At 68.8% G+C, this 25,860-nt stretch carries 22 protein-coding genes, 1 tRNA gene and 1 pseudogene; 14 read left to right on the top strand and 10 right to left on the bottom strand.

Annotated features, from left to right (window positions below; genetic code table 11):
- Positions 1-177: 177 nt before the first annotated feature.
- Complete coding sequence (locus tag ACFQZ6_RS18375; RefSeq protein WP_003999697.1) at positions 178-306, bottom strand: DLW-39 family protein; 129 nt, start codon at positions 304-306, stop codon at positions 178-180.
- 272 nt (positions 307-578) lie between these two features.
- Here ACFQZ6_RS18375 and ACFQZ6_RS18370 point away from each other — a divergent pair, with 272 nt between their 5' ends.
- Entirely contained in the window at positions 579-956 is a 378-nt protein-coding gene (locus tag ACFQZ6_RS18370; RefSeq protein WP_381610412.1) for a DUF6344 domain-containing protein, read from the top strand.
- Between the two features lie 323 nt (positions 957-1,279).
- Here ACFQZ6_RS18370 and ACFQZ6_RS18365 read toward each other — a convergent pair.
- The 9 genes from ACFQZ6_RS18365 to dnaA form a co-directional block, all read right to left on the bottom strand.
- Positions 1,280-1,356 (bottom strand) — tRNA-Ile (locus ACFQZ6_RS18365).
- Between the two features lie 88 nt (positions 1,357-1,444).
- Positions 1,445-2,269 (bottom strand): DUF3566 domain-containing protein, encoded by an 825-nt coding sequence (locus ACFQZ6_RS18360; RefSeq protein ID WP_381610409.1) that lies wholly within the window; start codon positions 2,267-2,269, stop codon positions 1,445-1,447.
- 18 nt (positions 2,270-2,287) lie between these two features.
- The gene (gyrA, locus tag ACFQZ6_RS18355; RefSeq protein WP_381610406.1) at positions 2,288-4,882 is read right to left on the bottom strand and encodes a DNA gyrase subunit A; all 2,595 of its coding nucleotides are present in this window, start codon (positions 4,880-4,882) and stop codon (positions 2,288-2,290) included.
- Positions 4,883-4,924: 42 nt separating this feature from the next.
- Positions 4,925-6,997: a DNA topoisomerase (ATP-hydrolyzing) subunit B gene (gyrB, locus tag ACFQZ6_RS18350; protein ID WP_381610402.1), complete on the bottom strand. Its 2,073-nt coding sequence runs from the start codon at positions 6,995-6,997 to the stop codon at positions 4,925-4,927.
- A 383-nt stretch (positions 6,998-7,380) separates the two neighbouring features.
- Positions 7,381-7,971, bottom strand: coding sequence for a DUF721 domain-containing protein (locus tag ACFQZ6_RS18345; RefSeq protein ID WP_381610399.1), 591 nt, complete (start codon positions 7,969-7,971; stop codon positions 7,381-7,383).
- Positions 7,968-9,089: a DNA replication/repair protein RecF gene (gene recF, locus ACFQZ6_RS18340; RefSeq protein ID WP_381610396.1), complete on the bottom strand. Its 1,122-nt coding sequence runs from the start codon at positions 9,087-9,089 to the stop codon at positions 7,968-7,970. Before recF ends, ACFQZ6_RS18345 begins: the two co-directional genes overlap by 4 nt.
- A gap of 92 nt (positions 9,090-9,181) precedes the next feature.
- Positions 9,182-10,057, bottom strand: coding sequence for a phosphogluconate dehydrogenase (NAD(+)-dependent, decarboxylating) (gene gnd, locus ACFQZ6_RS18335; protein ID WP_381610393.1), 876 nt, complete (start codon positions 10,055-10,057; stop codon positions 9,182-9,184).
- Positions 10,058-10,213: 156 nt separating this feature from the next.
- The gene (dnaN, locus tag ACFQZ6_RS18330) at positions 10,214-11,344 is read right to left on the bottom strand and encodes a DNA polymerase III subunit beta (RefSeq protein WP_360225118.1); all 1,131 of its coding nucleotides are present in this window, start codon (positions 11,342-11,344) and stop codon (positions 10,214-10,216) included.
- Positions 11,345-12,237: 893 nt separating this feature from the next.
- Positions 12,238-14,196, bottom strand: coding sequence for a chromosomal replication initiator protein DnaA (dnaA, locus tag ACFQZ6_RS18325; RefSeq protein WP_381610388.1), 1,959 nt, complete (start codon positions 14,194-14,196; stop codon positions 12,238-12,240).
- Positions 14,197-14,594: 398 nt separating this feature from the next.
- Here dnaA and rpmH point away from each other — a divergent pair, with 398 nt between their 5' ends.
- The 13 genes and pseudogenes from rpmH to ACFQZ6_RS18260 all read left to right on the top strand — a co-directional run.
- A complete protein-coding gene (gene rpmH, locus ACFQZ6_RS18320; protein WP_003949374.1) occupies positions 14,595-14,732 on the top strand; it encodes a 50S ribosomal protein L34 in 138 nt (45 codons plus the stop codon).
- A gap of 21 nt (positions 14,733-14,753) precedes the next feature.
- Positions 14,754-15,125, top strand: a complete 372-nt coding sequence (rnpA, locus tag ACFQZ6_RS18315) for a ribonuclease P protein component (RefSeq protein ID WP_381610385.1) — start codon at positions 14,754-14,756, stop codon at positions 15,123-15,125.
- Entirely contained in the window at positions 15,122-15,484 is a 363-nt protein-coding gene (gene yidD, locus ACFQZ6_RS18310) for a membrane protein insertion efficiency factor YidD (protein WP_360225122.1), read from the top strand. Before rnpA ends, yidD begins: the two co-directional genes overlap by 4 nt.
- Before the next feature lie 3 nt (positions 15,485-15,487).
- Positions 15,488-16,798, top strand: coding sequence for a membrane protein insertase YidC (gene yidC / locus ACFQZ6_RS18305; RefSeq protein WP_381610382.1), 1,311 nt, complete (start codon positions 15,488-15,490; stop codon positions 16,796-16,798).
- 15 nt (positions 16,799-16,813) lie between these two features.
- A complete protein-coding gene (locus ACFQZ6_RS18300; RefSeq protein WP_381610379.1) occupies positions 16,814-17,326 on the top strand; it encodes a Jag family protein in 513 nt (170 codons plus the stop codon).
- Between the two features lie 158 nt (positions 17,327-17,484).
- Complete coding sequence (gene rsmG, locus ACFQZ6_RS18295) at positions 17,485-18,201, top strand: 16S rRNA (guanine(527)-N(7))-methyltransferase RsmG (RefSeq protein WP_381610376.1); 717 nt, start codon at positions 17,485-17,487, stop codon at positions 18,199-18,201.
- Between the two features lie 316 nt (positions 18,202-18,517).
- Positions 18,518-19,591, top strand: coding sequence for a ParA family protein (locus ACFQZ6_RS18290; protein ID WP_381618421.1), 1,074 nt, complete (start codon positions 18,518-18,520; stop codon positions 19,589-19,591).
- Complete coding sequence (locus ACFQZ6_RS18285) at positions 19,588-20,688, top strand: ParB/RepB/Spo0J family partition protein (protein WP_381610374.1); 1,101 nt, start codon at positions 19,588-19,590, stop codon at positions 20,686-20,688. The genes ACFQZ6_RS18290 and ACFQZ6_RS18285 overlap by 4 nt, the downstream gene beginning before the upstream one ends.
- A gap of 297 nt (positions 20,689-20,985) precedes the next feature.
- Entirely contained in the window at positions 20,986-21,603 is a 618-nt protein-coding gene (locus ACFQZ6_RS18280) for a GNAT family N-acetyltransferase (RefSeq protein WP_381610371.1), read from the top strand.
- Positions 21,604-21,788: 185 nt separating this feature from the next.
- Positions 21,789-22,136 (top strand): transposase, encoded by a 348-nt coding sequence (locus tag ACFQZ6_RS18275; protein ID WP_381610367.1) that lies wholly within the window; start codon positions 21,789-21,791, stop codon positions 22,134-22,136.
- Between the two features lie 125 nt (positions 22,137-22,261).
- On the top strand, positions 22,262-23,611 hold the full coding sequence (gene istA / locus ACFQZ6_RS18270; protein ID WP_449334067.1) for an IS21 family transposase: 1,350 nt from the start codon (positions 22,262-22,264) through the stop codon (positions 23,609-23,611).
- Positions 23,608-24,378 carry an IS21-like element helper ATPase IstB gene (istB, locus tag ACFQZ6_RS18265; protein WP_381604214.1) on the top strand — a complete coding sequence of 257 codons (771 nt, stop codon included), beginning with the start codon at positions 23,608-23,610 and terminating at the stop codon, positions 24,376-24,378. Before istA ends, istB begins: the two co-directional genes overlap by 4 nt.
- Positions 24,379-24,432: 54 nt before the next feature.
- Positions 24,433-25,842, top strand: a pseudogene (locus ACFQZ6_RS18260) (transposase); the annotation flags it as partial.
- Positions 25,843-25,860 lie beyond the last annotated feature (18 nt).

Here is a 25,860-nt window from a genome sequence, read left to right as displayed (position 1 = left end):
GTGCGGATCGACACGAACGCCCCGCCCCCGCGCGCCACCGCTCCGTACGCCGACCCATCACGCGCCACCCCTCGTCGTCACCGCGCCCGTTCCGACCGTGGCCCATCCTGCCGCACACGCAAAACCCCGACCGTGATGACGGCCGGGGTCTGTCTGTTCAGAACTGGATGTCGGTGCTCACGAACCCGTGGGCACGGAGTCAGTCGCCTCCGTCCACAGATCCTGCTCGGCGCGATCCGCCTGGATCTGGCGGTACACGAGGAGCCCGCCGATGGCGGCCAGTGCGACCAGGAGAAGCTTCTTCACCGCGCGACCTCGTCTTTCCTTGACGTAGGGGACCTCTGGCGCCCGACTATACACACCGACCGATATCGGCCGGTGACCTGCGCCGGGACCTCAACTCGGGCCCCTCGTCGGGCACATCCGTGCGGATCTGCGCGATTTTCGGGGGCCGTGCGGCCATCCGGGTGGTGTTCATCTGAACATCGCCGCGCCACGGGCGTCGGTCCCCCACTTCGGGACCCACATACACATCATGAGGAAAGTACGCAAATCGCCCAACCCGAAAGTGAGGGGCCATGGCCCGCACCAAGGTCATGAAGCTGTGGAACGTCCTCGTCACCGCCTTCATCACGCTGTTCACCGCGCTCGGACTCATCACCACGACCGCCGCCGCGGCGCTACCGCAGAGCGAGCCGACGCGCAACAGCACCGCGGACCACACGCCCCCGACGACGACACCGGCGGCGGCGCCCGGCTGGGTCTGGTCCTACACCAGAGCACTGCCCCCCACGATGAAGCAGCGCATCCGCGCGGAGGCCCACGGCAAGACCCCGAGCTGCCGCCACCTCCCCCACCCCGACAGGGACGCGGAGTCCGCGGAGTCCGGCCACCCCTGCGACGACGAGCCCGCCGCCGAGGACCCCGAGCCAGCGAAGCTCCCCCGCCAGCGCTGACCCCACCGCACCGCTTTCCCTCTAGTCCCAACCGTCACCGTCGTCACGGCGATCTTGCGTACAGCTCTGCCCTACGGCATGACACCCCCGCACCACAGCGAAGGCCCGGCCTCAGCCCAACCCGCCTGAGGACCGGGCCTTCGCCATGCCGGCAGGGCCCGCCCACCACGGAACGGCTTCCACCCAGCCATCCAGGCACGCCCCCAGCAGCGCCCCCAAGCCCAGCCCAGCCCAGCCCCACCAGCCCTCACCACACCAGCCCCACCCACGCCATAACGCACAAAGAAAAAGACCCCCAACCATTCCCGGTTGAGGGTCTTCGCTGGTGGGGCTAACAGGATTTGAACCTGTGGCCTCATCCTTATCAGGGATGCGCTCTAACCAACTGAGCTATAGCCCCGCCGCGCTCTGCGGTGTATGTCCCGCGCGCTGACTCCTGAAGATTAGCGCACGACCGGGGCAGTCCCAAAATCGATAGTCGCTGGCGCTCACTCGTCCTCGGCGAGCGTCAGTTCCACGCCGCCGACGAAACCGGCGGAGAGGTTGTAGATGAACGCCCCGAGGGTGGCGAGGGCCGTGGCCAGGACGACGTCGATGACCGCGATGATGGCCGTGAACATCAGGACGTTGGGCAGCGACAGGAAGGCCTGCAGGTCGAAGCCGTTGGACTCGTTGGAGCCGGTGGCCTCGGAGATCGTGCCGCCGACCGTCGAGAACACGCCCATCGCGTCCATGACCATCCACAGCACGGCCGACGCGACGATGGTGCAGACGCCCAGGGCGATGGAGAGCAGGAAGCTGACCTTCATCACCGACCACGGGTCGGCCTTGGCCACCCGCAGCCGCGCCTTGCGCACCCGCGGTGTCGTGCGCGCGCCGGTGCGCGGGCGGCGTACGCCACCGGCCACCCCGGCGGGCCCCGCGCCCCCCGCCGACCCGGCCGCTCCCGCCGTACCGGAAGGGCCCTGGCCGCCGCCCTGCGACGGGTACGCCTGCGGCGGGTGGTAGGGCCCGGCGGGCTGCTGCGGCTGCCGCTCACCGGGGAGCGGCGACGCCGTCTGCTGGGACGCGGCCGGTGGCTGCGTCTGGCCGCCGGGGGCGGCCGGGCCCGCGCCAGCGGCGTACTGCTGGGTCTGCGGACCTCGGGTGTCCGTCACAGTTCCCCCCTGGGATCCATGCGTCTGTTGTGCGTACGAGGATGATGCCGACTTCGTGTCCCGCGTGACGGAGCCACGGCCGCCGCCGCCCGTCTCCGTACCGGCCGTAGAACCGGTGGACGTCCCGGTCGGTCCGGCGCCCGTGGCTCCGCTCACGCTGACTCACTCCTCGTGCTACTCGGCCGGGGGCACCTCGCCCTCGTCCGTGCCGGTGGTCGCGGGCGCCTCGGCGGTGTCGTCGACGGCGATGTCACCGTCGACCTCCTCCGCCTCGCGTCCCGCCTCGGCGTTGCGTGCGATACCGACGACGGCATCGCGCTTGCCCAGATTGATCAGTTGGACGCCCATGGTGTCACGGCCCGTCTCCCTGACCTCGTTGACTCGCGTACGAATCACACCGCCGCCCAGCGTGATGGCGAGGATCTCGTCGGTCTCCTCGACCACCAGCGCGCCGACGAGCGAACCGCGGTCCTCCACGATCTTGGCGGCCTTGATGCCGAGGCCGCCGCGTCCTTGGACGCGGTACTCGTCGACAGCGGTCCGCTTCGCGTACCCACCGTCGGTAGCAGTGAACACGAACGTACCGGGTCGAACAACATTCATCGAGAGCAGCTCGTCGCCCTCGCGGAAACTCATGCCCTTGACGCCCGAGGTCGCACGGCCCATGGGACGCAGCGTGTCGTCCGTCGCGGTGAACCTGATCGACTGTGCCTTTCGGCTGATCAGCAGCAGATCGTCATCGGGCGAGACGAGCTCGGCTCCGATCAGTTCGTCATCGGTTCCGTCCTCCCGCTCGCGCAGGTTGATCGCGATCACACCGCCGGAGCGCGGCGAATCGTAATCCTTCAGCGGCGTCTTCTTGACCAGACCGGCCTTCGTGGCGAGCACCAGATACGGCGCCGCCTCGTAGTCGCGGATGGCGAGGATCTCGGCGATCGCCTCGTCCGGCTGGAAGGCCAGCAGGTTGGCGACGTGCTGCCCGCGCGCGTCCCGCCCGGCGTCGGGCAGCTCGTACGCCTTGGCGCGGTAGACGCGGCCCTTGTTGGTGAAGAACAGCAGCCAGTGGTGGGTCGTGGAGACGAAGAAGTGGTCGACGATGTCGTCTTCCTTCAGCTTCGTACCGCGGACGCCCTTGCCGCCGCGCTTCTGCGCCCGGTAGTCGTCGGTCTTCGTCCGCTTGACGTAGCCCCCGCGCGTGACGGTGACCACGATGTCCTCCTCGGCGATGAGGTCCTCGATGGACATGTCACCGTCGTAGGGGATCAGCTGGGTCTTGCGGTCGTCGCCGTACTTCTCGACGAGCGCGGTCAGCTCCGCGCTGACGATGCCGCGCTGGCGGACCGGGGAGGCGAGGATCTCGTTGTACTCCTGGATCTTCGCCTGGAGTTCGTCGTGCTCCTGGACGATCTTCTGGCGCTCCAGGGCGGCCAGCCGCCGCAACTGCATCTCCAGGATGGCGTTGGCCTGGATCTCGTCGATCTCCAGCAGGCCCATCAGGCCCGTACGGGCGATCTCGACGGTGTCGCTGCGCCGGATCAGCGCGATGACCTCGTCGATGGCGTCCAGCGCCTTCAGCAGGCCGCGCAGGATGTGCGCCCGCTCCTCGGCCTTGCGCAGCCGGAAGCGCGTACGGCGGACGATGACCTCGATCTGGTGCGTCACCCAGTGGCGGATGAACGCGTCCAGGGAGAGCGTGCGCGGGACGCCGTCGACCAGCGCCAGCATGTTGGCGCCGAAGTTGGTCTGGAGGTCGGTGTGCTTGTACAGGTTGTTCAGTACGACTTTGGCGACCGCGTCCCTCTTCAGGACGATGACGAGGCGCTGACCCGTGCGGGACGACGTCTCGTCGCGGACGTCGGCGATGCCGCCGAGCTTGCCGTCCTTCACGCCGTCGGCGATCTTCTGCGCGAGGTTGTCGGGGTTGACCTGGTACGGCAGCTCCGTGACGACCAGGCACTGGCGGTTCTGGATCTCCTCGACCTCGACGACCGCGCGCATGGTGATCGAACCGCGGCCGGTGCGGTACGCCTCCTCGATGCCCTTGCGTCCGACGACGAGCGCGCCGGTCGGGAAGTCCGGGCCCTTGATCCGCTCGATGAGCGCGTCCAGCAGCTCCTCGTGCGTGGCCTCGGGGTTCTCCAGGTACCACTGGGCGCCCGCCGCGACCTCGCGCAGGTTGTGTGGCGGGATGTTGGTGGCCATGCCGACCGCGATGCCCGCCGAGCCGTTGATCAGCAGGTTCGGGAAGCGGGAGGGCAGGACGGTCGGCTCCTGGGAGCGGCCGTCGTAGTTGTCCGTGAAGTCGACGGTCTCCTCGTCGATGTCGCGGACCATCTCCATCGACAGCGGCGCCATCTTGCACTCGGTGTACCGCATGGCCGCCGCCGGGTCGTTGCCCGGCGAGCCGAAGTTGCCGTTGGAGTCCACCAGCGGCATCCGCATCGACCACGGCTGCGCCAGGCGGACCAGCGCGTCGTAGATCGAGGAGTCGCCGTGCGGGTGGTAGTTGCCCATGACGTCGCCGACGACGCGGGCGCACTTGTAGAAGCCGCGCTCGGGGCGGTAGCCGCCGTCGTACATCGCGTACAGGACGCGGCGGTGCACCGGCTTGAGGCCGTCGCGGACGTCCGGCAGGGCGCGCGAGACGATGACGGACATCGCGTAGTCGAGGTACGAGCGCTGCATCTCCGTCTCGAGCCCGACGGGCTCGACGCGCTGCGCGATGACGCCGCCCTCTTCGGAGGTGACGGGAGTGTTCTCGTCGGTCATTGCTGGTGAAGGTCCTTCCTGGTGCGGTCAGCTGAGACCGACTCAGATGTCGAGGAAGCGGACGTCCTTGGCGTTGCGCTGGATGAACTGGCGGCGGGCCTCGACGTCCTCGCCCATGAGGACCGAGAACAGGTCGTCGGCCTGGGCGGCGTCGTCGAGGGTGACCTGGCCGAGGACGCGGTGCTCCTGGTCCATCGTGGTCACGCGCAGCTCCTCGGCGTTCATCTCGCCGAGGCCCTTGAAGCGCTGCACCGAGTCGTCCCGGATGCGCTTGCCCGCCTGGCGGCCCAGCTCGATCAGCGCGTCGCGCTCGCGGTCGGAGTACGCGTACTCGAAGTCGTCCTTGCCCCACTTGATCTTGTAGAGCGGGGGACGGGACAGGAACACGTGCCCGGCCTCGACCAGCGGCCGCATGAAGCGGAACAGGAAGGTCAGCAGCAGGGTGTTGATGTGCTGGCCGTCGACGTCGGCGTCCGCCATCAGGATGATCTTGTGGTAGCGCAGCTTCTCGATGTCGAAGTCCTCGTGGACACCGGTGCCGAAGGCCGAGATCAGCGCCTGGATCTCCTGGTTCTGGAGGATCTTGTCGATCCGCGCCTTCTCGACGTTCAGGATCTTGCCGCGGATCGGCAGGATCGCCTGGTACTCCGGGTTGCGGCCGGACTTGGCCGAGCCGCCCGCGGAGTCACCCTCGACGATGAAGATCTCGCACTTGGTGGGGTCGTTGGACTGGCAGTCGGAGAGCTTGCCCGGCAGGGACGCCGTCTCCAGCAGGCCCTTGCGGCGGGTCAGGTCGCGCGCCTTGCGGGCCGCCACGCGCGCGGTGGCCGCCTGGATGCCCTTGCGGATGATGTCCGCGGCCTCGTTCGGGTTGCGGTCGAGCCAGTCGTTGAGGTGTTCGTAGACCGCCTTCTGGACGAAGGTCTTCGCCTCCGTGTTGCCCAGCTTGGTCTTGGTCTGGCCCTCGAACTGCGGCTCGCTCAGCTTCACCGAGATGATCGCGGTCAGACCCTCGCGGATGTCGTCACCCGTGAGGTTGTCGTCCTTCTCACGGAGGAGCTTCTTGTCGCGCGCGTACTTGTTGATGAGGTTGGTGAGCGCCGCGCGGAAGCCCTCCTCGTGGGTGCCGCCCTCATGCGTGTGGATGATGTTGGCGAAGGAGTACACGCCCTCGCTGTAGCCGCTGTTCCACTGCATGGCGACTTCGAGGGAGAGGCTCTTGTCCTTGTCCTCCGCCTCCAGGTCGATGACCGTGGGGTGCACCGTCTCGCCCTTGCGGGAGTTCAGGTACTTCACGAAGTCGACGATGCCGCCCTCGTAGTGGTACGTGACCGTCTTGACCTCGGCCGTCTCGTCCGCGCCCGCCTCGTCCGCCCCCGAGGTGGCCTTCGCCGACTCGCGCTCGTCGGTGAGTTTGATCGTCAGGCCCTTGTTGAGGAACGCCATCTCCTGGAAGCGCCGCGAGAGCGTCTCGAAGGAGTAGTCGGTCGTCTCGAAGATGTCGCCGTCGGCCCAGAAGGTGACCGACGTGCCGGTCTCCTCGGTCGCCTCGTGCTTCGCCAGCGGGGCGGTCGGTACGCCCATCTTGTAGTCCTGCGTCCAGCGGTGGCCGTCCGTGCGGACCTCGACGGAGACCTTGCTCGACAGGGCGTTCACGACCGAGACGCCGACGCCGTGCAGACCACCGGAGACCGCGTAACCACCGCCGCCGAACTTGCCGCCCGCGTGCAGCACGGTCAGTACGACCTCGACGGCGGGCTTGCCCTCGGACGGGACGATGCCCACCGGGATGCCACGGCCGTTGTCGACGACGCGGACGCCGCCGTCGGCGAGGATCGTCACCTCGATCGTGTCCGCGTGGCCCGCCAGCGCCTCGTCGACGGAGTTGTCGACCACCTCGTACACGAGGTGGTGCAGTCCTCGTTCACCGGTCGAGCCGATGTACATACCGGGACGCTTGCGGACCGCGTCCAGGCCCTCGAGGACCGTGATGGCGCTGGCGTCGTAGGACGCCGTGACGGAAGCCTCGGCAGCACCGGCCGGGGCCTCGGTGGACGGGATGTTCTCGTTGGGGTTGCCGGAATCGGCCACGAAGCGCCCTTTCTGGCACAGCACGAGCCGGGCTCGTCGGCGGTTGCCGGAGCGGCTGCGGCATGTTGCGGTGGTAAGCCTTGATCAGCGTTGCTCAGCGTTTCCCGGACGGTCCCCACGTTCGGGGCGGGATTCTCTCCCAGTCTACCGGTAGCACTGACAGTGATGGGGGTTTGCCGGTACCTGAGTCCTCATGTGCCGCCCTGAACGGCGCTCGTCCGACTCCCGATATGCGGATGGGGGCTCCAAGAGGCTCACAGAGGCACTCAGCGCTTCGGGGCGTCAACCCTTTGCTACTCCAGGGTCAGGTCGCGATTCGCAACTGTGTGCGCCGGGCGCGCGGGCCCGTCCACAGGGACATACGGGGCCGTCCGAGGGGCGCGCCGAAGTCCCCTACGTGACGTTCGTCACCCGTAGGTGTCGCCGGGGCCAGTGCTCCCCGGGGCCCGCAGCGGGCCGTAGCGGCGGGCCGGGCCGCCGGGGCCGAGCACCTTGATCTGCCGCACCGCGCCGTGCCCGAGGTCCTCGTTGAGCCGGGCGACCAGCGTCGGCGCCAGCAGCCGCAGGTTCGTCGCCCAGGCCGTGGAGTCGCAGCGGACCACCAGCACGCGCTCGTCCTCGTCGTACCGCTCGGGCACGCAGTGCTTGGCCACGTCCTCCCCGACGATCTGCGGCCAGCGGCCCATCACGCCGCCCACCGCCGCCGGGGCCTCCCAACCGCGTTCGGTGATCAGCCGGTTGATCGCCGAGCCGAGCGCCATCGGATCACGGCCGTCGGCGCGCGCGCCGGAGCGCAGCCCGCCGCGACGCGCCTGCTTCCGCTGCCGCACCGCGTCCCCACGCGCGCGTGCCTGCTCCCGCGCCGCGCGCAACGCCACGCGCGCGAGGTCGACGCCGGAGGGCGCGGCAGGCGCCGCCTTGCCGGGGTCCGCCGGGGTCCGCCTCGGGGTGTCCTCGGGGATACTCCCGGGACCGCCCCCAGGGATCTGGTCGCTCATACGCGCTCCACCGCCCCCCCGGACACCGCGTACCGCGCGCCGCTGAGCACGTGCGGTACGTCGTCGTCGACCGCGGCCGTCACCAGCACCTGCTCGCCGGGCGCCACCAGCTCCGCCAGCCGCTCCCGGCGCCGGGTGTCCAGCTCGGCGAACACGTCGTCGAGGACCAGCACCGGCTCGTTGCCCTCGGCGCGCAGCAGGTCGTAGGAGGCCAGCCGCAGCGCCAGCGCGTACGACCAGGACTCGCCGTGGGAGGCGTACCCCTTCGCGGGCAGCTCGCCCAGCTTGAGCAGCAGGTCGTCGCGGTGCGGGCCGACCAGGGTGACGCCCCGCTCGATCTCCTGCTTGCGGACGTCCGCGAGCGCCGCCGTGAGCTGCTCGTACAGCGCCTCACGCGCGTGTGCCTCGCCGGGCGCCGACGGCTTGTACTCCAGGGCGAGCGGGCCGCCGCCGGGGGCCAGTTGCTCGTACGCCTTGTCGGCCAGCGGCTGGAGCGCGGCGATCAGGTCGAGGCGCTGGGCGAGCAGTTCGGCGCCCACGCGCGCGAGGTGCTGGTCCCACACGTCGAGGGTGGACAGGTCCATCGAGCGGCCACCGTGGCGGCGGGCCAGCGCCGCCGACTTCAGCAGGGTGTTGCGCTGCTTGAGCACCCGGTCGTAGTCGGAGCGGACCCCGGCCATCCGCGGGGAGCGCGCGGTGATCAGCTCGTCCAGGAAGCGGCGCCGCTCCCCGGGGTCGCCCTTGACCAGCGCGAGGTCCTCCGGCGCGAACAGCACGGTGCGTACGATGCCCAGGATGTCCCGGGGTCTGACCTGCGAGGACCTGTTGACGCGGGCCCGGTTGGCGCGGCCCGGGTTCAGCTCCAGCTCGACCAGTTGCTGCCGCTCGCCCTGCCGCACCTGCGCCCGGATGACCGCGCGCTCGGCGCCCATGCGGACCAGCGGGGCGTCGGAGGAGACGCGGTGGCTGCCGAGGGTGGCGAGGTAGCCGACCGCCTCGACCAGGTTCGTCTTGCCCTGCCCGTTGGGGCCGACGAAGGCCGTGACGCCCGGGTCGAGCGGGACCTCGACCCGGGCGTACGAGCGGAAGTCGGCCAGCGACAGATGCGTGACGTGCATGGTCGTTCGCCGACCTCCCCCGGCGTTGTGGACCGCCGAAACGGTCCTGTGGACTACGAGGCGGCCCTGTGGACCACCTCTTCTCGACCGGACTACTTCTTCTCGACCGCGTGGCCGCCGAACTGGTTCCGCAGCGCCGCGATCATCTTCATCTGCGGCGAGTCCTCCTGGCGCGAGGCGAACCGGGCGAAGAGGGACGCCGTGATCGCGGGCAGCGGCACGGCGTTGTCGATGGCGGCCTCCACGGTCCACCGGCCCTCGCCGGAGTCCTGGGCGTAGCCGCGCAGACCCTCCAGGTGCTCGTCCTCGTCGAGGGCGTTGACGGCCAGGTCGAGCAGCCAGGAGCGGATGACCGTGCCCTCCTGCCAGGAGCGGAAGACCTCCCGGACGTCGGTCACGGAGTCGACCTTCTCCAGCAGCTCCCAACCCTCGGCGTACGCCTGCATCATCGCGTACTCGATGCCGTTGTGGACCATCTTCGCGAAGTGGCCCGCGCCGACCTTGCCCGCGTGGACGGCGCCGAAGTCGCCCTCGGGCTTGAGCGCGTCGAAGACCGGCTGCACCTTCGCCACGTTCTCCGCGTCGCCGCCGTACATCAGCGCGTAGCCGTTCTCCAGGCCCCAGACGCCGCCGGAGACGCCGCAGTCGACGAAGCCGATGCCCTTGGCGGCCAGCTCCGCGGCGTGCTTCTCGTCGTCCGTCCAGCGCGAGTTGCCGCCGTCCACGACCACGTCACCGGGCTCCAGCAGCTCCGCGAGCTGGTCGATGGTGGTCTGGGTGGGCTCGCCCGCCGGGACCATCACCCACACCACGCGCGGGCCGCTGAGCTTGCCCACAAGCTCTTCCAGGCTGTGGACATCGGCGAGATCCGCGTTGCGGTCGTAGCCGAGGACGGTGTGGCCAGCGCGGCGGATCCGCTCGCGCATGTTGCCGCCCATCTTGCCGAGGCCGACGAGACCGAGCTCCATCAGTTGTGTTCCTTAGGTTCGCGAGGTGGCGTTACGGCCGTCCGTGCCGCGGCACGTTCGTACCCACGTACGAGCCTAAACCCGGACGCTCACGCACACCTGTGGGCATACGTGCTCATACGTACGCCCCACCTGCGGCTTCTGGGGAGCCCGGGGTCAGCCGCTCAGCCGGACCGGCATGATCAGGTACTTGTACGCGTCGTCCGCCTCGGCGTCCAGCGCGGGCTTGCCGCTGAGCAGCGCGGGCTTGGTGGACGTCGTGAAGGAGAGCTGCGCCACCGGGGAGTCGATCGCGCTCAGGCCGTCCAGCAGGAAGGTCGGGTTGAAGGCGATCGAGATGTCGTCGCCCTCCAGTTGGGCGTCGACCCTTTCCACAGCCTGTGCGTCGTCGCTGGAACCGGCCTCCAGGATGAGCACGCCCTGCTCGAAGCTGAGCCGCACCGGGGTGTTGCGCTCGGCGACCAGGGCCACGCGCTTGACGGCCTCCACGAAGGGCGCGGTCTCGATGACGGCGACGCTGTTGAACTCGGTCGGGAACAGCGTCCGGTACTTCGGGAGGTCGCCCTCCAGCAGGCGGGTCGTCGTACGGCGACCGGCGCCCTCGAAGCCGATGAGTCCCTCGCCCGCGCCGGAGCCGGACAGCGCCAGGATCACGCTGTCACCGCTGGTGAGCGCCTTGGCGGTGTCCAGGAGCGTCTTGGCGGGCACCAGGGCGACCGCGGAGGTGTCGGGGTTCTCCGGCTTCCACAGGAACTCGCGGACCGCGAAGCGGTAGCGGTCGGTGGAGGCCAGCGTGACCGTGTCGCCCTCGATCTCGATGCGGACGCCGGTGAGGACGGGCAGCGTGTCGTCGCGGCCCGCGGCGATGGCGACCTGCTGCACGGCGGAGGCGAAGACCTCGCCGGGGACCGTGCCCGTCGCGTTCGGCATCTGCGGCAGCGCGGGGTACTCCTCCACCGGCAGGGTGTGGAGGGTGAAGCGGGAGGAGCCGCAGACCACCGTCGCCCGTACACCGTCTGTGGAAATCTCCACCGGCCGGTTGGGGAGGGCGCGCGAGATGTCGGCGAGCAGACGGCCAGAGACGAGGACCGTGCCCTCCTCCTCGACCTCGGCCTCGACGCTGACCCGCGCGGAGACCTCGTAGTCGAAGCTGGACAGGCTCAGCTGGCCGTCCTCGGCCTTCAGGAGCAGGCCGGCGAGGACAGGCGCCGGCGGACGGGCCGGGAGGCTGCGTGCCGCCCAGGCCACTGCCTCCGCGAGTACGTCGCGTTCCACCCGGATCTTCACGGTTAGCCGCCTCCTGCTGTTGCCGGCGCTTCTCGCCCTGCTTCGCTTCGTCGTCTGTCTCGGTGTCGCCGGTCCCGGGACGGGAAGGACACCGGGGAACAGTCTGACGCACGGCACTGACAGTAGGTGCCTCTCGGGGTCAAGTCGTGACGAGGGGCAGCCGGGCTCCGAGCGGCGAGTTGTGCACAGGACCCGCTTCGAAACGAATTCCCCGCTCTAACTGGTTGGGGGTAGTAGTAGGGCCTGTGGATACCGTGGATAACCACGTTTGCCCAGCTCAGAGCGGGAATTTTGTCCACGGACCCTGTGGGCGGAGGCGGTGGACAACCAAGGTCCGCTGTGGAGAACAGAAAGTTCTGCACACCCCGTGCACAGGCAGGGGCGAGTTCTCCCCAGCGCCGTCCCCAGCTTTACCCATCTTTCCCACAGCCCAACCTGGCACCTTTGTGTGACGCGCTTCACTCGACGCGGTGAGGAGGCGCGTCATGTTGCCGAACAGTGGACAGAGCTGTGGAGAAGCTGGGGATCGCTGGGGACAATCGGTCCCAGCCTGTGGGTTGCCGGTGGACAACTCCGTGCACAGGCTGTGGACCAAGTCGCTGTCCACAGGTTGTGGAGATCTTTCGTCCACCAATCCACAAGGACCTGACCTGGCCTGATGATCTATCAACAGGGTCGGCTGTGGATACGGTCTGGACAACTTCGCGGTCCCCAGGATGTGGACGGCAGAAAGTCACCGAATCTGTGGAGAGTGGCCGTAACCCGGCGAGTATTCGAACAGCGGGTGGCGCGCGGGCGAGCACCGAGGAGGCCCCGGGAACAGCGAAGGGCGCCCCCGGAAGTCCTCCGGGGGCGCCCTGGACGCCGTACGAGCGGCCCTGGAGCCGCCCCGGTCAGCCGTTCTTGATGCGGTTCGTCAGCTCGGTCACCTGGTTGTAGATGGAGCGCCGCTCGGCCATCAGATTGCGGATCTTGCGGTCGGCGTGCATCACCGTCGTGTGGTCCCGGCCGCCGAACAGCGCGCCGATCTTCGGCAGCGACAGGTCCGTCAGCTCACGGCACAGGTACATCGCGATCTGGCGCGCCGTGACGAGCTGCCGCCCGCGCGAGCTGCCGCACAGGTCCTCGACCGTGAGGCCGAAGTAGTCCGCGGTCGCGCTCATGATGGCCGTCGAGGTGATCTCCGGCGTCGAGTCGTCCCCGCCGGGGATCAGGTCCTTCAGGACGATCTCGGTGAGCCCCAGGTCCACCGGCTGCCGGTTGAGCGACGCGAACGCCGTCACCCGGATCAGCGCCCCCTCCAGCTCGCGGATGTTGCGCGAGATCCGGGAGGCGATGAACTCCAGCACCTCCGGCGGGGCGTTGAGCTGCTCCTGCACCGCCTTCTTGCGCAGGATCGCGATCCGCGTCTCCAGCTCGGGCGGCTGGACATCGGTGATCAGGCCCCACTCGAAACGGTTCCTCAGCCGGTCCTCCAGCGTGACCAGCTGCTTCGGCGGCCGGTCGCTGGAGAGCACGATCTGCTTGTTGGCGTTGTGGAGCGTGTTGAACGTGTGGAAGAACTCCTCCTGCGTCGACTCCTTGTCCGCCAGGAACTGGATGTCGTCGACGAGCAGGATGTCCATCTCGCGGTAGCGCTTGCGGAAGCTGTCGCCCTTGCCGTCGCGGATGGAGTTGATGAACTCGTTGGTGAACTCCTCCGAGCTGACGTACCGCACGCGCGTGCCCGGGTACAGGCTCCGCGCGTAGTGCCCGATCGCGTGCAGCAGGTGCGTCTTGCCGAGCCCGGACTCCCCGTAGATGAACAGGGGGTTGTACGCCTTCGCGGGCGCCTCGGCGACGGCCACCGCGGCGGCGTGCGCGAAGCGGTTGGAGGCGCCGATGACGAACGTGTCGAAGAGGTACTTCGGGTTCAGCCGCGCGGTCGGCTCACCGGGGCCGGTCGCCGGGGCGGGCTGCGCGGCCAGCGGGCCCGGGGCGCCGCTGGAGGCGGGCAGCGCGGAGCCGACCGGGCCGCCGCGGTGCACGTGCCCGGAACCGGCGGGCGGCTCGGGCAGCTCCCGGCGGCCGTCCCGCTGGTCGTAGTCGCCGCGCGGGGGCTCGTACTCGGAGCGCTGCTGGTCGTAGGACGGACGATCCACAGGCTGTGGGCGGTAGTCCTGGGAGGGGCCGCCGTACTTGTCCTGCGATCCGTACGCGTCCTGTTGGCCGTACGAGTCCTGCGGGCGGTACGGCTCCTGCGCGCCGTAGGAGTCCTGCGAACCGTAGGTGTCCTGGGAGCCGTAGGAGTCGGATGAGCCGTACGACTCCTGCGACGACGGCGACGCGTACGGGTCCCGCTCCGGGAAGCCGAGGCGCTGCTGCTGCCAGCCGTAGTCGTCCTGTCCCGGGCGCGGCCAGGCGCCGGGCTCGGGGCGCTGGTACTCCGACGGGTAGGCCGGGCGGGCGGTGGGGAGCTGGTCCCCCGGGTGCTGGTCGCCGCGGTGGCGGCCGTAGCCGTCGTAGGGACCGGAGGGCGGCTCCGGCTCCTCGTAGCGGTGCTGCTGGGGAGGGCTCGGCGGGGCCGGGGGCTCACCGGCGGAGTCGTCCACGGTGATCGCGATCCGGATCGGCCGACCGCACTCCCGGCTCAGGGTCTCGCTGACGACCGGGGCGAGACGGCCCTCCAGTACGCCTTTCGCGAATTCGTTCGGTACGGCGAGCAGGGCGGTGTCCGCGACCAGCGCCAGCGGCTGACAGCGGCGGATCCAGTGCTCGTCCTTGGCCTCGACCCCCTGCCCGCGGCCCTCGCCGAGGAGCTGTTCGAGTACTCGCGGCCACACTGCGGCAAGATCGGCGGGTACGTCAGCCACAGGGCACGCTCTCTCATAGTTCCCACGAACGTGTGGTTCACGGGACGGGTCGGGATGTAAATCGGGTGGGGTGGGGACAAGGGAACGAATCGGAGTTCAGCCAAGGTAGTCAGGGCGACGGGTGCGGTTCAAGTTGTTGTCCCCAGCCTGTGGATAGTGTCTCCCACTGGCCCCTGGTTTGACCGAATGGCGCAGCCGCGCGTACCGTAACCAGGTCGAGTTGTCGATGGCTGCTGCCGCCTGCCTCCGATGGGCACAGATCACGTCTCCGCTGGTTGGCGGAGGGATTGCGGTGATCGGAAAGCGGTGCACTCGGGCGTAACGCGAGCTACTCGTGGGCGCACGGTGACAGCCAGGACGGCACCCCGCCAACCCCGATTTCTTTCTGGAGCCCCCGAGTGAGCAAGCGCACCTTCCAGCCGAACAACCGTCGTCGCGCGAAGACCCACGGCTTCCGGCTGCGTATGCGCACCCGTGCCGGCCGCGCGATCCTCGCGTCCCGCCGTGGCAAGGGTCGCGCCCGTCTGTCCGCCTGATCCCGGTCAGGTCATGACGTCGTGCTGCCCACCGAGAACCGGCTGAGGCGGCGCGAGGACTTCGCGACCGCGGTACGACGAGGCCGCAGGGCTGGACGCCCTCTCCTCGTCGTCCACCTACGAAGCGGTGCAACGGACCCGCACGCGCCTGGGGAGAGCGCTCCCCCGACGCGTGCGGGTTTCGTCGTCAGCAAGGCCGTGGGTGGCGCGGTCGTACGCAACAAAGTCAAGCGCAGACTGCGTCACCTGATGCGGGAGCGGGTCACCGACCTGGCCCCCGGTAGCCTGGTAGTCGTACGGGCGCTGCCCGGGGCGGGCGACGCCGACTATGCACAGCTAGCCCGAGACCTGGATGCCGCGCTTCAGCGGCTGCTGGGAGGGGGTGCGCGATGAAGTACCCGCTGCTGGCGCTGATCAAGCTGTACCAGTGGACGATCAGCCCGCTGCTCGGACCGGTGTGCAAGTACTACCCGTCGTGTTCCCACTACGGCTACACGGCCATCGACCGGCACGGTGCGATCAAGGGCACGGCGCTCACCGCCTGGCGCATCCTCCGGTGCAACCCGTGGTCGCTGGGCGGTGTGGACCATGTCCCACCGCGCAAGCGCCCGCGGTGGCACGAAATGCTGCGCGGTGCGTGGCGCGCACGCAAGGGCGGGCCCTCCGCCGCCGACCCGGCCACCGAGGGACAGAATTCTGTGAGTCCTTCCAGCCCGGCCGCAGAGACCTCGTCCCATGCCCAAGGAGCATGATTAGTGGACACGATTGCCAGCCTCTTCAGCTTTATCACCACACCCGTCTCGTGGGTCATCGTCCAGTTCCACAAGCTGTACGGTGCGATCTTCGGCCCTGACACGGGCTGGGCCTGGGGCCTGTCCATCGTGTCCCTGGTGATTCTGATCCGTATCTGCCTGATCCCGCTCTTCGTGAAGCAGATCAAGGCGACGCGCGCGATGCAGACGCTCCAGCCGGAGATGAAGAAGATCCAGGAGCGCTACAAGAACGACAAGCAGCGCCAGTCCGAAGAGATGATGAAGCTGTACAAGGAGACGGGTACCAACCCGCTCTCCTCGTGCCTTCCCATCCTGGCGCAGTCGCCGTTCTTCTTCGCCCTCTACCACGTGCTCAACAGCATCGCGTCGAACGACACCATCGGCGTGATCAACACCAGGCTGCTGGAGAGCGCGCAGAAGGCGCACATCTTCGGTGCTCCGCTGGCCGCGAAGTTCACCGACAGCTCCTCCAAGGTCGAGGCGCTCGGCTCCTCGATCACCGATGTGCGGGTCGTCACCGCCATCATGATCGTCCTGATGTCGCTGTCGCAGTTCTACACGCAGCGCCAGTTGATGACGAAGAACGTCGACACCACGGTGAAGACGCCGTTCATGCAGCAGCAGAAGATGCTGATGTACGTCTTCCCCGTCATCTTCGCCGTCTTCGGCATCAACTTCCCGGTCGGTGTCCTCGTCTACTGGCTGACCACCAACCTGTGGACCATGGGCCAGCAGATGTACGTGATCCACAACAACCCCACCCCGGGTTCGAAGGCCCAGGCCGCCTACCTGGAGCGCCTGTACAAGCACGTCACGCACCACAGCGGGGCCCGCAACCGTCGCGACCGCGCCATCATCAAGGCCATCGTCGCCAAGGGCCGGGACCGCAACGAGTACGAGCGCAAGTTCATCAACGGGCTGAGCAAGGCGGGGCTCGCCGCCCAGGCTGACGGCACCGTGAGCAAGAGCGACAGCGCGGTAGCCGTCGCCACCGAGGACGGTGCCCCCGCTTCCACGACCGCTCCCAAGCGTCAGCAGCCCAAGCGGCAGCCCAAGTCCAAGCGCCAGTCCGGCGGCGGTGCGAAGAGCACGTCGGCCACGGGTGGCGGTGCTGCCGATGAGGGCGACGCGTCCTCGTCGTCGACGTCGCTGAGCAAGTCCGACGAGCCGCAGGGCGGCAAGCCGTCCGGGTCCACCGGGAAGGCGGCACCCAAGTCCGGCGGCGGCCGAAGCCGGGCCCAGTCCGGTCAGCGCAAGGGCCCGCAGCGGCCCAAGTCCCCGACCAAGAAGTAAGAAGGAGTCCATCCCGTGACGGAAGGCACCACCTCCGCCGCTGCCGAGGGCGCAGACACCCTGACCCGCCTGGAGCAGGAGGGCGACATCGCGGCGGACTACCTTGAGGGCCTGCTGGACATCGCGGACCTCGACGGTGACATCGACATGGACGTCGAGGGCGACCGCGCCTCTGTCTCGATCATCAGCGACACCGGCAGCCGCGACCTGCAGAAGCTGGTCGGACGCGACGGCGAGGTGCTGGAGGCCCTCCAGGAGCTGACCCGCCTGGCCGTGCACCGGGAAACCGGCGACCGCAGCCGACTGATGCTGGACATCGCGGGCTACCGGGCGAAGAAGCGCGCCGAGCTGTCCGAGCTGGGCGCGAAGGCGGCGGCCGAGGCGAAGAACAGCGGTGAACCGGTGAAGCTGAAGCCGATGACGCCGTTCGAGCGCAAGGTCGTGCACGACGCGGTCAAGGCCGCGGGCCTGCGCAGTGAGTCCGAGGGCGAGGAGCCGCAGCGCTTCGTCGTCGTGCTGCCCGCCTGAGTCAGGCCCCGGCCTGGTCCTCACCAGTACCGGTCTGGGGCCTCGGCGGTCCCACATCCTCCGGCCCCGTCTGTTGCGCAGGCGGGGCCGAACTTTGTCAGCCTGTAGTTCTGGAGTCGGCGCTCAGCGCGTCGATGCGGTACGGAAGGACGGTCCCCGTGACGGAGGAAGCTGAACTCCCCCCTGCGCCCGAGCAGGCCCGCGATGTATTCGGCGATCGCTACGGGGATGCGGTCCGGTACGCGGAGCTTCTCGCCGAGGCGGGAGTGCAGCGCGGGCTCATCGGTCCGCGTGAGGTGCCCCGGCTGTGGGAGAGGCATCTGTTGAACTGTGCGGTGCTCTCCGAGGTCGTGCCCGAGGGCGTGACCGTGTGCGACGTCGGATCGGGGGCCGGGCTGCCCGGCATCCCGCTGGCGCTCGTCCGCGACGACCTGAAGATCACGCTGCTGGAGCCCCTGCTGCGGCGTACGAACTTCCTGACCGAGGTCGTCGAACTGCTGGGCCTTGACCATGTGACCGTGGTGCGAGGACGTGCTGAAGAGGTCATGGGGAAGCTCCCGCCGGTCCATGTGGTCACGGCACGTGCCGTGGCGCCACTGGACCGGCTCGCCACCTGGGGCATCCCTCTGCTGCGTCCCTACGGCGAGATGCTCGCGCTCAAGGGCGACACCGCCGAGGAGGAGCTGAAGAGTGCGGCCACCGCGCTGAGCAAGCTCGGCGCGGTGGAGACGTCCATCCTGCATGTGGGTGAGGGCGTCGTGGACCCGATGTCCACCGTGGTGCGTGTGGAGGTCGGGGAGAGCCCGGGCGGGGTGCGGTTCGCGGCCAAGAGGGCGAAGGCGGCGCGGACAGGAAGAGCGCGCCGACGTCGTTGATCGCTCATGGCGACAGGACGTACTCCACACAAGCTGTCAAACCTATGCATGACGGAGTGTCTCCCGGGCGGGGGCCTAGCCGCTGTGCATCGTGTTTCACGTGAAACGTCGCTCACTGCTGCACGGCATCATCAGTCGCGGCCGCGCTGCGGCCGAACCTCGCGACCGTAAGCCTCTCGGTTCTCTCGGGCAGGCTCCTCCCCGAGGAGAGGCTTCATCCCGTGACGCTCCGTCGCCCCCACGGGGCACGGAGTTGTCCACAGAGGTGGATTTCTCCACAGAACACCAGGGCTCACTGGTTCACGACCCCGAAGGCATGGGAGGCTCTGTTCATTGCGAGCCTGAAGTCGAGGAGAGTGAATCCTTGCGGTCCGACGCCAACATCGCGGGACCGATGACCGATCCGGTCCCCGGTCCCCGTACCGAGTCGATGGGGGACGATGTTTCACGTGAAACACCGCCCCCGATGGACGACACGCCTATCGGTCGTGCTGCCCAACTGGCGGTTGAGGCTCTGGGCCGCGCCGGTGAGGGCCTGCCACGGCCCGAGGAGACCCGTGTCATCGTGGTCGCCAACCAGAAGGGCGGGGTGGGCAAGACGACGACGACCGTCAACCTTGCCGCGTCGCTGGCTCTGCATGGCAGCCGTGTCCTGGTGATCGACCTCGACCCACAGGGGAACGCCTCCACCGCGCTGGGGATCGACCATCACGCCGAAGTCCCTTCCATCTACGACGTGTTGGTGGAGAGCAAGCCGCTCTCCGAGGTGGTCCAGCCGGTCCCCGATGTCGAGGGGCTCTTCTGCGCGCCCGCCACGATCGATCTCGCCGGTGCGGAGATCGAGCTGGTGTCCCTCGTGGCGCGCGAGAGTCGGCTTCAGCGAGCCATCCAGGCGTATGAGCAGCCGCTGGACTACATCCTCATCGACTGCCCGCCCTCGCTGGGTCTGCTGACGGTCAACGCCCTTGTCGCGGGCCAGGAGGTCCTCATCCCGATCCAGTGCGAGTACTACGCGCTGGAAGGGCTGGGCCAGTTGCTGCGCAATGTCGATCTGGTGCGGGGGCACCTCAACCCCACACTGCATGTATCGACGATTCTGCTCACCATGTACGACGGCCGGACGCGCCTCGCGTCCCAGGTCGCGGAAGAGGTGCGCACCCACTTCGGCGATGAGGTGCTGCGGACGAGCATTCCCCGCTCGGTCCGTATCTCCGAGGCGCCGAGCTATGGGCAGACGGTGCTGACCTACGATCCAGGATCGAGTGGCGCCCTCTCCTACCTTGAGGCGGCACGGGAAATCGCGCTGAAGGGCGTGGGCGTCAGCTATGACGCGACGCACGCCCATATCGGCGTCCAGAGCGAACAGAGCATGGTGGAGGGGATCCAGTGAGCGAGCGACGGAGGGGGCTGGGCCGAGGACTTGGCGCACTGATCCCAGCGGCACCGACGGAGAGGACCCCGGCCCAGACCGCGGTCGCAGGCGCCACGGCGCCCTCCCCGTCGGCGGTGCCGGTGATCACGGGCGACCGTGGGGTGGCCGCGGCAAAGGTGGCCACGCTGCCGCCTGTTTCACGTGAAACAGAGGAGCCCTCGCTCCCCGCGGCATCGGACGCACCCGCGTCGGTCATGGGCGCGCACTTCGCCGAGATCCCTCTCGACGCCATCACACCGAACCCTCGGCAGCCGCGCGAGGTCTTCGATGAGGATGCCCTTCAGGAGCTGGTGACCTCCATCAAGGAGGTGGGGCTCCTCCAGCCCGTGGTCGTCCGGCAGCTCGCTCCGGGGCGCTATGAGCTGATCATGGGCGAGCGCCGCTGGCGGGCCTGCCGTGAGGCGGGGCTGGAGGCGATCCCGGCGATCGTGCGGGCCACGGAGGACGAGAAGCTCCTCCTGGACGCCCTGCTGGAGAACCTGCACCGGGCGCAGCTGAACCCGCTGGAAGAGGCGGCTGCCTACGACCAGTTGCTGAAGGACTTCAACTGCACCCATGACCAGCTCGCGGACCGGATCGGACGCTCCCGTCCCCAGGTCTCCAACACCCTGCGGCTGCTGAAGCTCTCTCCGGCCGTGCAGCGACGGGTGGCCGCCGGGGTGCTCTCCGCGGGCCATGCTCGGGCACTGCTCTCCGTGGAGGACTCCGAGGAGCAGGACCGGCTGGCCCACCGGATCGTGGCCGAGGGCCTGTCCGTGCGGGCGGTCGAGGAGATCGTGACGCTGATGGGCTCGCGGCCCCAGGCGACCCAGCGCTCCAAGGGACCGCGGGCCGGTGCCCGGGTCTCCCCGGCGCTGACCGACCTGGCGACCCGGCTCTCGGACCGCTTCGAGACCCGGGTGAAGGTGGACCTGGGACAGAAGAAGGGCAAGATCACCGTCGAGTTCGCTTCGATGGAGGATCTGGAGCGCATCCTCGGCACCCTCGCCCCCGGCGAGGGACCGGTGCTCCAGCGGAGCCTGGATGACGACGAGTCCGAGGAAAAGGACGCCTGAACCAGCAAAGTGCGGGCCGTGTCCGGTGTGTAACGGACACGGCCCGCACTTTGCTTTTTGGCGGTATCGAGGGGAATCGCTTCGTGGATACGATGCGATCGAGTAGAGCGCACCCTCCTGACAGCCAGCTCTGAGGGGAGACGGAGCCGTGCGAGCGATGAGCCGGACCGGACTGGTGAGTGCGGGACTGGGGCTGGGCGCGGTCGGTGGATTCGTCGGCAGCCTGCTCAGGGAACGGAGCGCTCTGGCAGCCGCCCGCGCTGCGGCGGGTGGACGAGGAAGCGAGGAACAGGCTTCATGGGGCGTCGGCTCGTACCGCTCACGCTGGACAACCTTCAGAACCTTCCCCAGCGCTGTCGCTCGTGCGTCTTCTGGGAACTCGACCCGGTCAGCGGTGAGGCCGCGCTAAAGGCGGGCACGGCCGCGGTGGAGAAGGAGGCCTGGATCTCCGCCGTGCTCCTGGACTGGGGCTCCTGTGGCCGTGTCGTCTACGTCGACGACGTGCCGGTGGGCTTCGTCCTGTACGCGCCCCCGGCCTATGTGCCGCGTTCGACGGCGTTCCCCACGAGCCCCGTCGCCTCCGACGCGGTGCAGTTGATCACCGCCTATCTCGTGCCGGAGTTCCAGGGGCAGGGGCTGGGCCGGGTGATGGTCCAGACGGTGGCCAAGGATCTGCTGCGGCGGGGCTTCAAGGCGATCGAGGCGTTCGGTGACGCGCGCTGGAAGGAACCCGCCTGTGTGCTGCCCGCGGATCATCTGCTGGCGGTGGGGTTCAAGACGGTCCGGCCGCATCCGACGTACCCCCGGCTGAGGCTGGAGCTGCGGACGACGCTCTCCTGGAAGGAGGACGTCGAGATGGCGCTGGACCGGCTGCTCGGGGCGGTACAGAAGGAGCCGGTGCTTCGGCCGCTGTGAGAGCTGGCGCTGTGAAGGGCCGCTGTGACGAAGAGGCCGGTGTGGCGAAGGATTCGGTTCGGCGTGACGAAGGGGCCACCCCCTCGTGGGACGCTGTTGGTTTATTCGGCCCCTCGCGTGACGTCGGTCCCCACGACCCGGTTGTGGTCGTGGGGACCGACGTTTTTGCACGGGGGTGGGTGTCGATGTCGCTGCGGCCGAAGGGTCCGGGGGAGATTCCGGCGGAGACGGTGCGGGTGGCCCGTGCCGCGTTTCCGAAGGGCAGCCTGGCGATCCGGGTGCGGGACGAGTTGGGGCCGATGTTCCACGACGAGGACTTCGCGGATCTGTTTGCCTCACGCGGCCGGCCTGCCTGGTCTCCGGCCAGGCTGGCGCTGGTGTCGGTGCTCCAGTTCGTGGAGGGGCTGACCGACCGCCAGGCCGCGGAGGCGGTGCGGGCGCGGATCGACTTCAAGTACGCGCTCGGGTGTCGGCGTACAAGCGAACGTGCACCACCTCGTACGGATGAAAGTGCACCATTCTTGATGCGGTGATGGGGTGCCAGCCGTGAGCCTGCTGCTGTCGTTTCGGGGTGGCAGGGAGGCCGCTGACGGTGGTTTTGGATCCACATCGCTGGCTGGAGTTGAGGCGGTTCCGGCCGCTGTACGAGTCCGGTGCGATGAGCTTGCGGGAGATCGCGAAGGAGACCGGGCTGAACCGCCGGACGGTCAGCAAGTACCTGAAGGACTCCGCGGCGGTCGCGCCGCCGAAGAGAGAAACAGCAGATCAGCGGCCTCGGCGGGTGGTGGATGAGGTCGCGCCGCTGATCGACGCGATGCTCAGGTCGGAGATCCTGCTCAAGGGCAGGGTGATCCACGACCGCCTGGCCCAGGAGTACGGGGTCGCGATCAACTACCAGCGGGTGAAGCTCTATCTGCAGGAAGCCCGGCCCCGGATCGCGGAGGAACTGGGCATCAGCCCGGGTGAGCTGGCGGGCCTGCACCGGCGCTTCGAGGTCGTCCCCGGTGCTCAGGCCCAGGTCGACTGGGGAGACGAGGGCAAGATCCTCGCGCATGTCGGCATCCCGAAGGTCTATTCCTTCCACATGACGCTGTCGTACTCGCGCGACCCGTTCTGCTGTTTCACCACCAGCCAGGACCTGGCCACGTTCTTCGACTGCCATCGGGCCGCGTTCGCGCACTTCGGCGGGGTGCCGATAAGTATCGTCTATGACCGCACCAAGACGGTCGTGCGCCGGCACGTCGCCCCGGGTGAGGCGGTTCCGCTGCACCCGGAGGCGGTCGCCTTCGCCGGCCACTACGACTTCGACATCGACGTGCTGGCCGCCTACCGGCCTCAGGGCAAGGGCCGGGTCGAGCGGCAGGTGAACATCGTCCGCGACCACGTCCTGGCCGGGCGGGCCTTCTCCTCCATCGAGGAACTCAACGCCGCCTTCGCCGCCTGGGTCCCGCTGCGGCGGGCGAAGGTCCACGGCACCCACGGTGAGGTCATCGGACACCGGGCCGTGCGCGACCACATGGCCCTGCGTCCGCTGCCGGCGGCCCCCTACGTGGTCGCCCAAAGGCACCTGCGGCATGTCGGCAAGGACTGCCTGGTCGCCTTCGACGCGAACCTCTACTCGGTGCCCGCCCGCAAGGTCCGCCCCCGCCAGCTAGTCGAGATCCGGGCCACGAAATCGCAAGTCAGCCTCCATTCCACCGTTCCCGATGCAAGCGGCCAGACCCTGCTGGCCATCCATCCGCGGGCCGTTGGCCGGGGCGCCCGCATCGTGGATGAGACGCACTGGGACGGCCTTCCCACCGGCGCAGGCCGCCGCGTCACCACCGGTGACGACGCTCTGCCCTCACCCCGACGCGGCCAGCCGCCGAAGGCGGAGGCCGGACCGCTGCAGGCTCTGCTGAACCGGGCCGCCGCCGCGAACGTCGAGGTCGGCCGCCGCCCGCTGTCGGTCTATGACGAGCTGACCGGCACCCGTCCCTTCACCACCCCGACCAAGGAAGCCCGTTGAGCGAGCTGACCAGCACCCGCATCCGCACCACCGCCGCCAAGCTCGGCCTGCCGCACCTGGCCGAGGCCCTGAACCAGTACGTCCAGCGGGCGGACGAGGCCAAGATGGGCTACCTCGACTTCCTCGACCTCGTGCTGGCCGAGGAACTCGCCGTCCGCGACGACCGGCGCTTCCGCAACGGTCTGCGGCTGTCGAAGCTGCCGCACCACAAGACGCTGGAGGACTACGACTTCTCCTTCCAGCCCGACCTCGACCCGCGCAAGGTCAAGGACCTGGCCACCCTCTCCTTCGTCGAGGACAAGGCCAACGTCGCTCTGCTCGGACCGCCCGGGGTCGGCAAGACGCACATCGCCGTCGCCTTGGCGGTCGCGGCCTGCCGGGCCGGCTACTCGATCTACTTCACCAGCCTTGACGACATGGTCCGCCACCTCAAGGCCGCCGAGGACCAGGGCCGTCTGATCAGCAAGCTCACCAGCTACCTCCGGCCCGCCGTTCTCGTGGTGGACGAGGTGGGCTACCAGCCGCTGGAACGGGCCGAGGCGAACCTGGTCTTCCAGGTCATCTCCAAGCGTTACGAGAAGGGCTCGATCATCCTGACCTCGAACAAGACCTTCGGCGAATGGGGCCAGGTCTTCGGCGACGAGGTCCTGGCCACCGCGATCCTCGACCGGCTCCTGCACCACTGCGAAGTCGTCTCGATCAACGGCAACAGCTACCGGCTCAAGAACCGCCTCCAGGCCATCGAGCGGGAGACCGACGTGGCCTAACCAGTGGTGCACATAACTTCGTACTCGGTGGTGCACTCACATAAGTACCTGGACATCGGGCTTCAACTCGATGATCCCGGCTTTGATTTCTCGGTGCTGTCGGAGTTCAGGGACCGGTTGGCCGGGGCTGACGGCGGGCGCCGGGTCATGGACGGTGTGCTGGTCGCAGCCCGCGAGAAAGGGCTGCTCAAGAGCGCGGGCCGGGCCCGGACCGACTCCTCGCACGTGCTGTCGTCGGCGCGTGAGCTGTGCTGGCTGGAGCAAGTGGCCGAGACGCTGCGTGCGGCGCTGAACGCCCTCGCGCAGGCAGCTCCGGACTGGCTGACCGAGATCGCTGAGCCGAACTGGTTCCGTCACTACGCCACCAGGGCCGAGGATTCCCGGTTCCCCAAGGCCCGCGCGAAGCGGGACGAGGTGGGGTCACGGATCGGCCGGGATGGGACACGCCTGTTGGAAGCGGTCTTCGCTGCCGATGCCCCCGCAGAACTCCGCGCACTCGACGAGGTGGAGTTTCTGCGCCGGGTCTGGGTCCAGCACTTCCACCGGGTGGGCGGCGAGGTGACGCGCAGGGGCCCAAAAGACCGGCCGCCGGGCACGACGCGCCTGGTCAACCCCTATGACCCGGAGGCTCGTGTCGGCGTCAAACGGGACACCATGTGGGACGGATACAAGGTCCACCTCACCGAGACCTGCGGCGAGGTGGACGTTCCGAACCTGGTCACCAACGTGGCCACCACCGTGGCAACCGTCGCGGACAACGCGATGAACGAGGAGATCCACGCCTCCCTCGCCGCCCGGGACTGCCTGCCCGGCGAGCACTGGGTGGATGCCGGCTACCCCACCGCCGCCCACGTCCTCGCCGCCCGCACCCGGCACGGCGTCGAGCTGCACGGGCCACTGGCCGGCAACACCTCGTCCCAGGCCAAGGGCGCTTTCGGGCTGGACGCGTTCGCCGTCGACTGGGAACACCAGCAGGTGACCTGCCCAGGTGGTGCCACCGCCACGGACTGGTATCCCCGCAACGACTCCAAGGGCCTGCCGGTCATCCGCGTCAGGTTCCCCGCGAGCCGCTGCGGCCCCTGTCCCCACCTAAGCTCCTGCGTCAGCTCGGCCACCGGCCGCCGCCGGGAACTCATGCTGCGGCAACAGCAAGCTCAGCACGACGCCATCCGGCACATCCGCGCCGAACAGCAGACCGATGCGTGGAAAGAGCGCTACAAGATCCGGGCCGGGGTCGAAGGCACCATCTCACAGGCCGTCGGGCGTTGCGGCCTGCGCAGATCCCGCTACCGGGGCCTGGCAAAGACCAGCCTCCAGCACCAGCTCACCGGAGCCGCCCTCAACCTCGCCCGCATCGACGCCCACCTCACCGACACACCACGAGCCCGCACCCGCACCAGCCACTTCGCAGCACTGTGCCCCGCCGAGCTGACGCTCGACGGGGCACAAGCAGGGGCCGAATAAACCAACAGCGTCCCTCGT

It is taken from the genome of Streptomyces flavalbus, from assembly GCF_042674625.1.
In the GTDB taxonomy this organism is placed as follows: Bacteria; Actinomycetota; Actinomycetes; order Streptomycetales; family Streptomycetaceae; genus Streptomyces; species Streptomyces flavalbus.
The sequence above is the reverse complement of the archived record's forward strand: the minus strand, read 5'-3'. Positions and strand labels throughout refer to the sequence as shown.

Coding starts and splice junctions, on each gene's coding strand:
- gyrA (WP_381610406.1), bottom strand. CDS start 4,882: ATGACCGACGAGAACACTCCCGTCACCTCCGAAGAGGGCGGCGTCATC.
- yidD (WP_360225122.1), top strand. CDS start 15,122: ATGAAGTACCCGCTGCTGGCGCTGATCAAGCTGTACCAGTGGACGATC.
- ACFQZ6_RS18370 (WP_381610412.1), top strand. CDS start 579: ATGGCCCGCACCAAGGTCATGAAGCTGTGGAACGTCCTCGTCACCGCC.
- ACFQZ6_RS18345 (WP_381610399.1), bottom strand. CDS start 7,971: ATGAGCGACCAGATCCCTGGGGGCGGTCCCGGGAGTATCCCCGAGGAC.
- istA (WP_449334067.1), top strand. CDS start 22,262: ATGAGCTTGCGGGAGATCGCGAAGGAGACCGGGCTGAACCGCCGGACG.
- recF (WP_381610396.1), bottom strand. CDS start 9,089: ATGCACGTCACGCATCTGTCGCTGGCCGACTTCCGCTCGTACGCCCGG.
- ACFQZ6_RS18280 (WP_381610371.1), top strand. CDS start 20,986: ATGGGGCGTCGGCTCGTACCGCTCACGCTGGACAACCTTCAGAACCTT.
- gnd (WP_381610393.1), bottom strand. CDS start 10,057: ATGGAGCTCGGTCTCGTCGGCCTCGGCAAGATGGGCGGCAACATGCGC.
- ACFQZ6_RS18290 (WP_381618421.1), top strand. CDS start 18,518: ATGGGAGGCTCTGTTCATTGCGAGCCTGAAGTCGAGGAGAGTGAATCC.
- ACFQZ6_RS18275 (WP_381610367.1), top strand. CDS start 21,789: ATGTCGCTGCGGCCGAAGGGTCCGGGGGAGATTCCGGCGGAGACGGTG.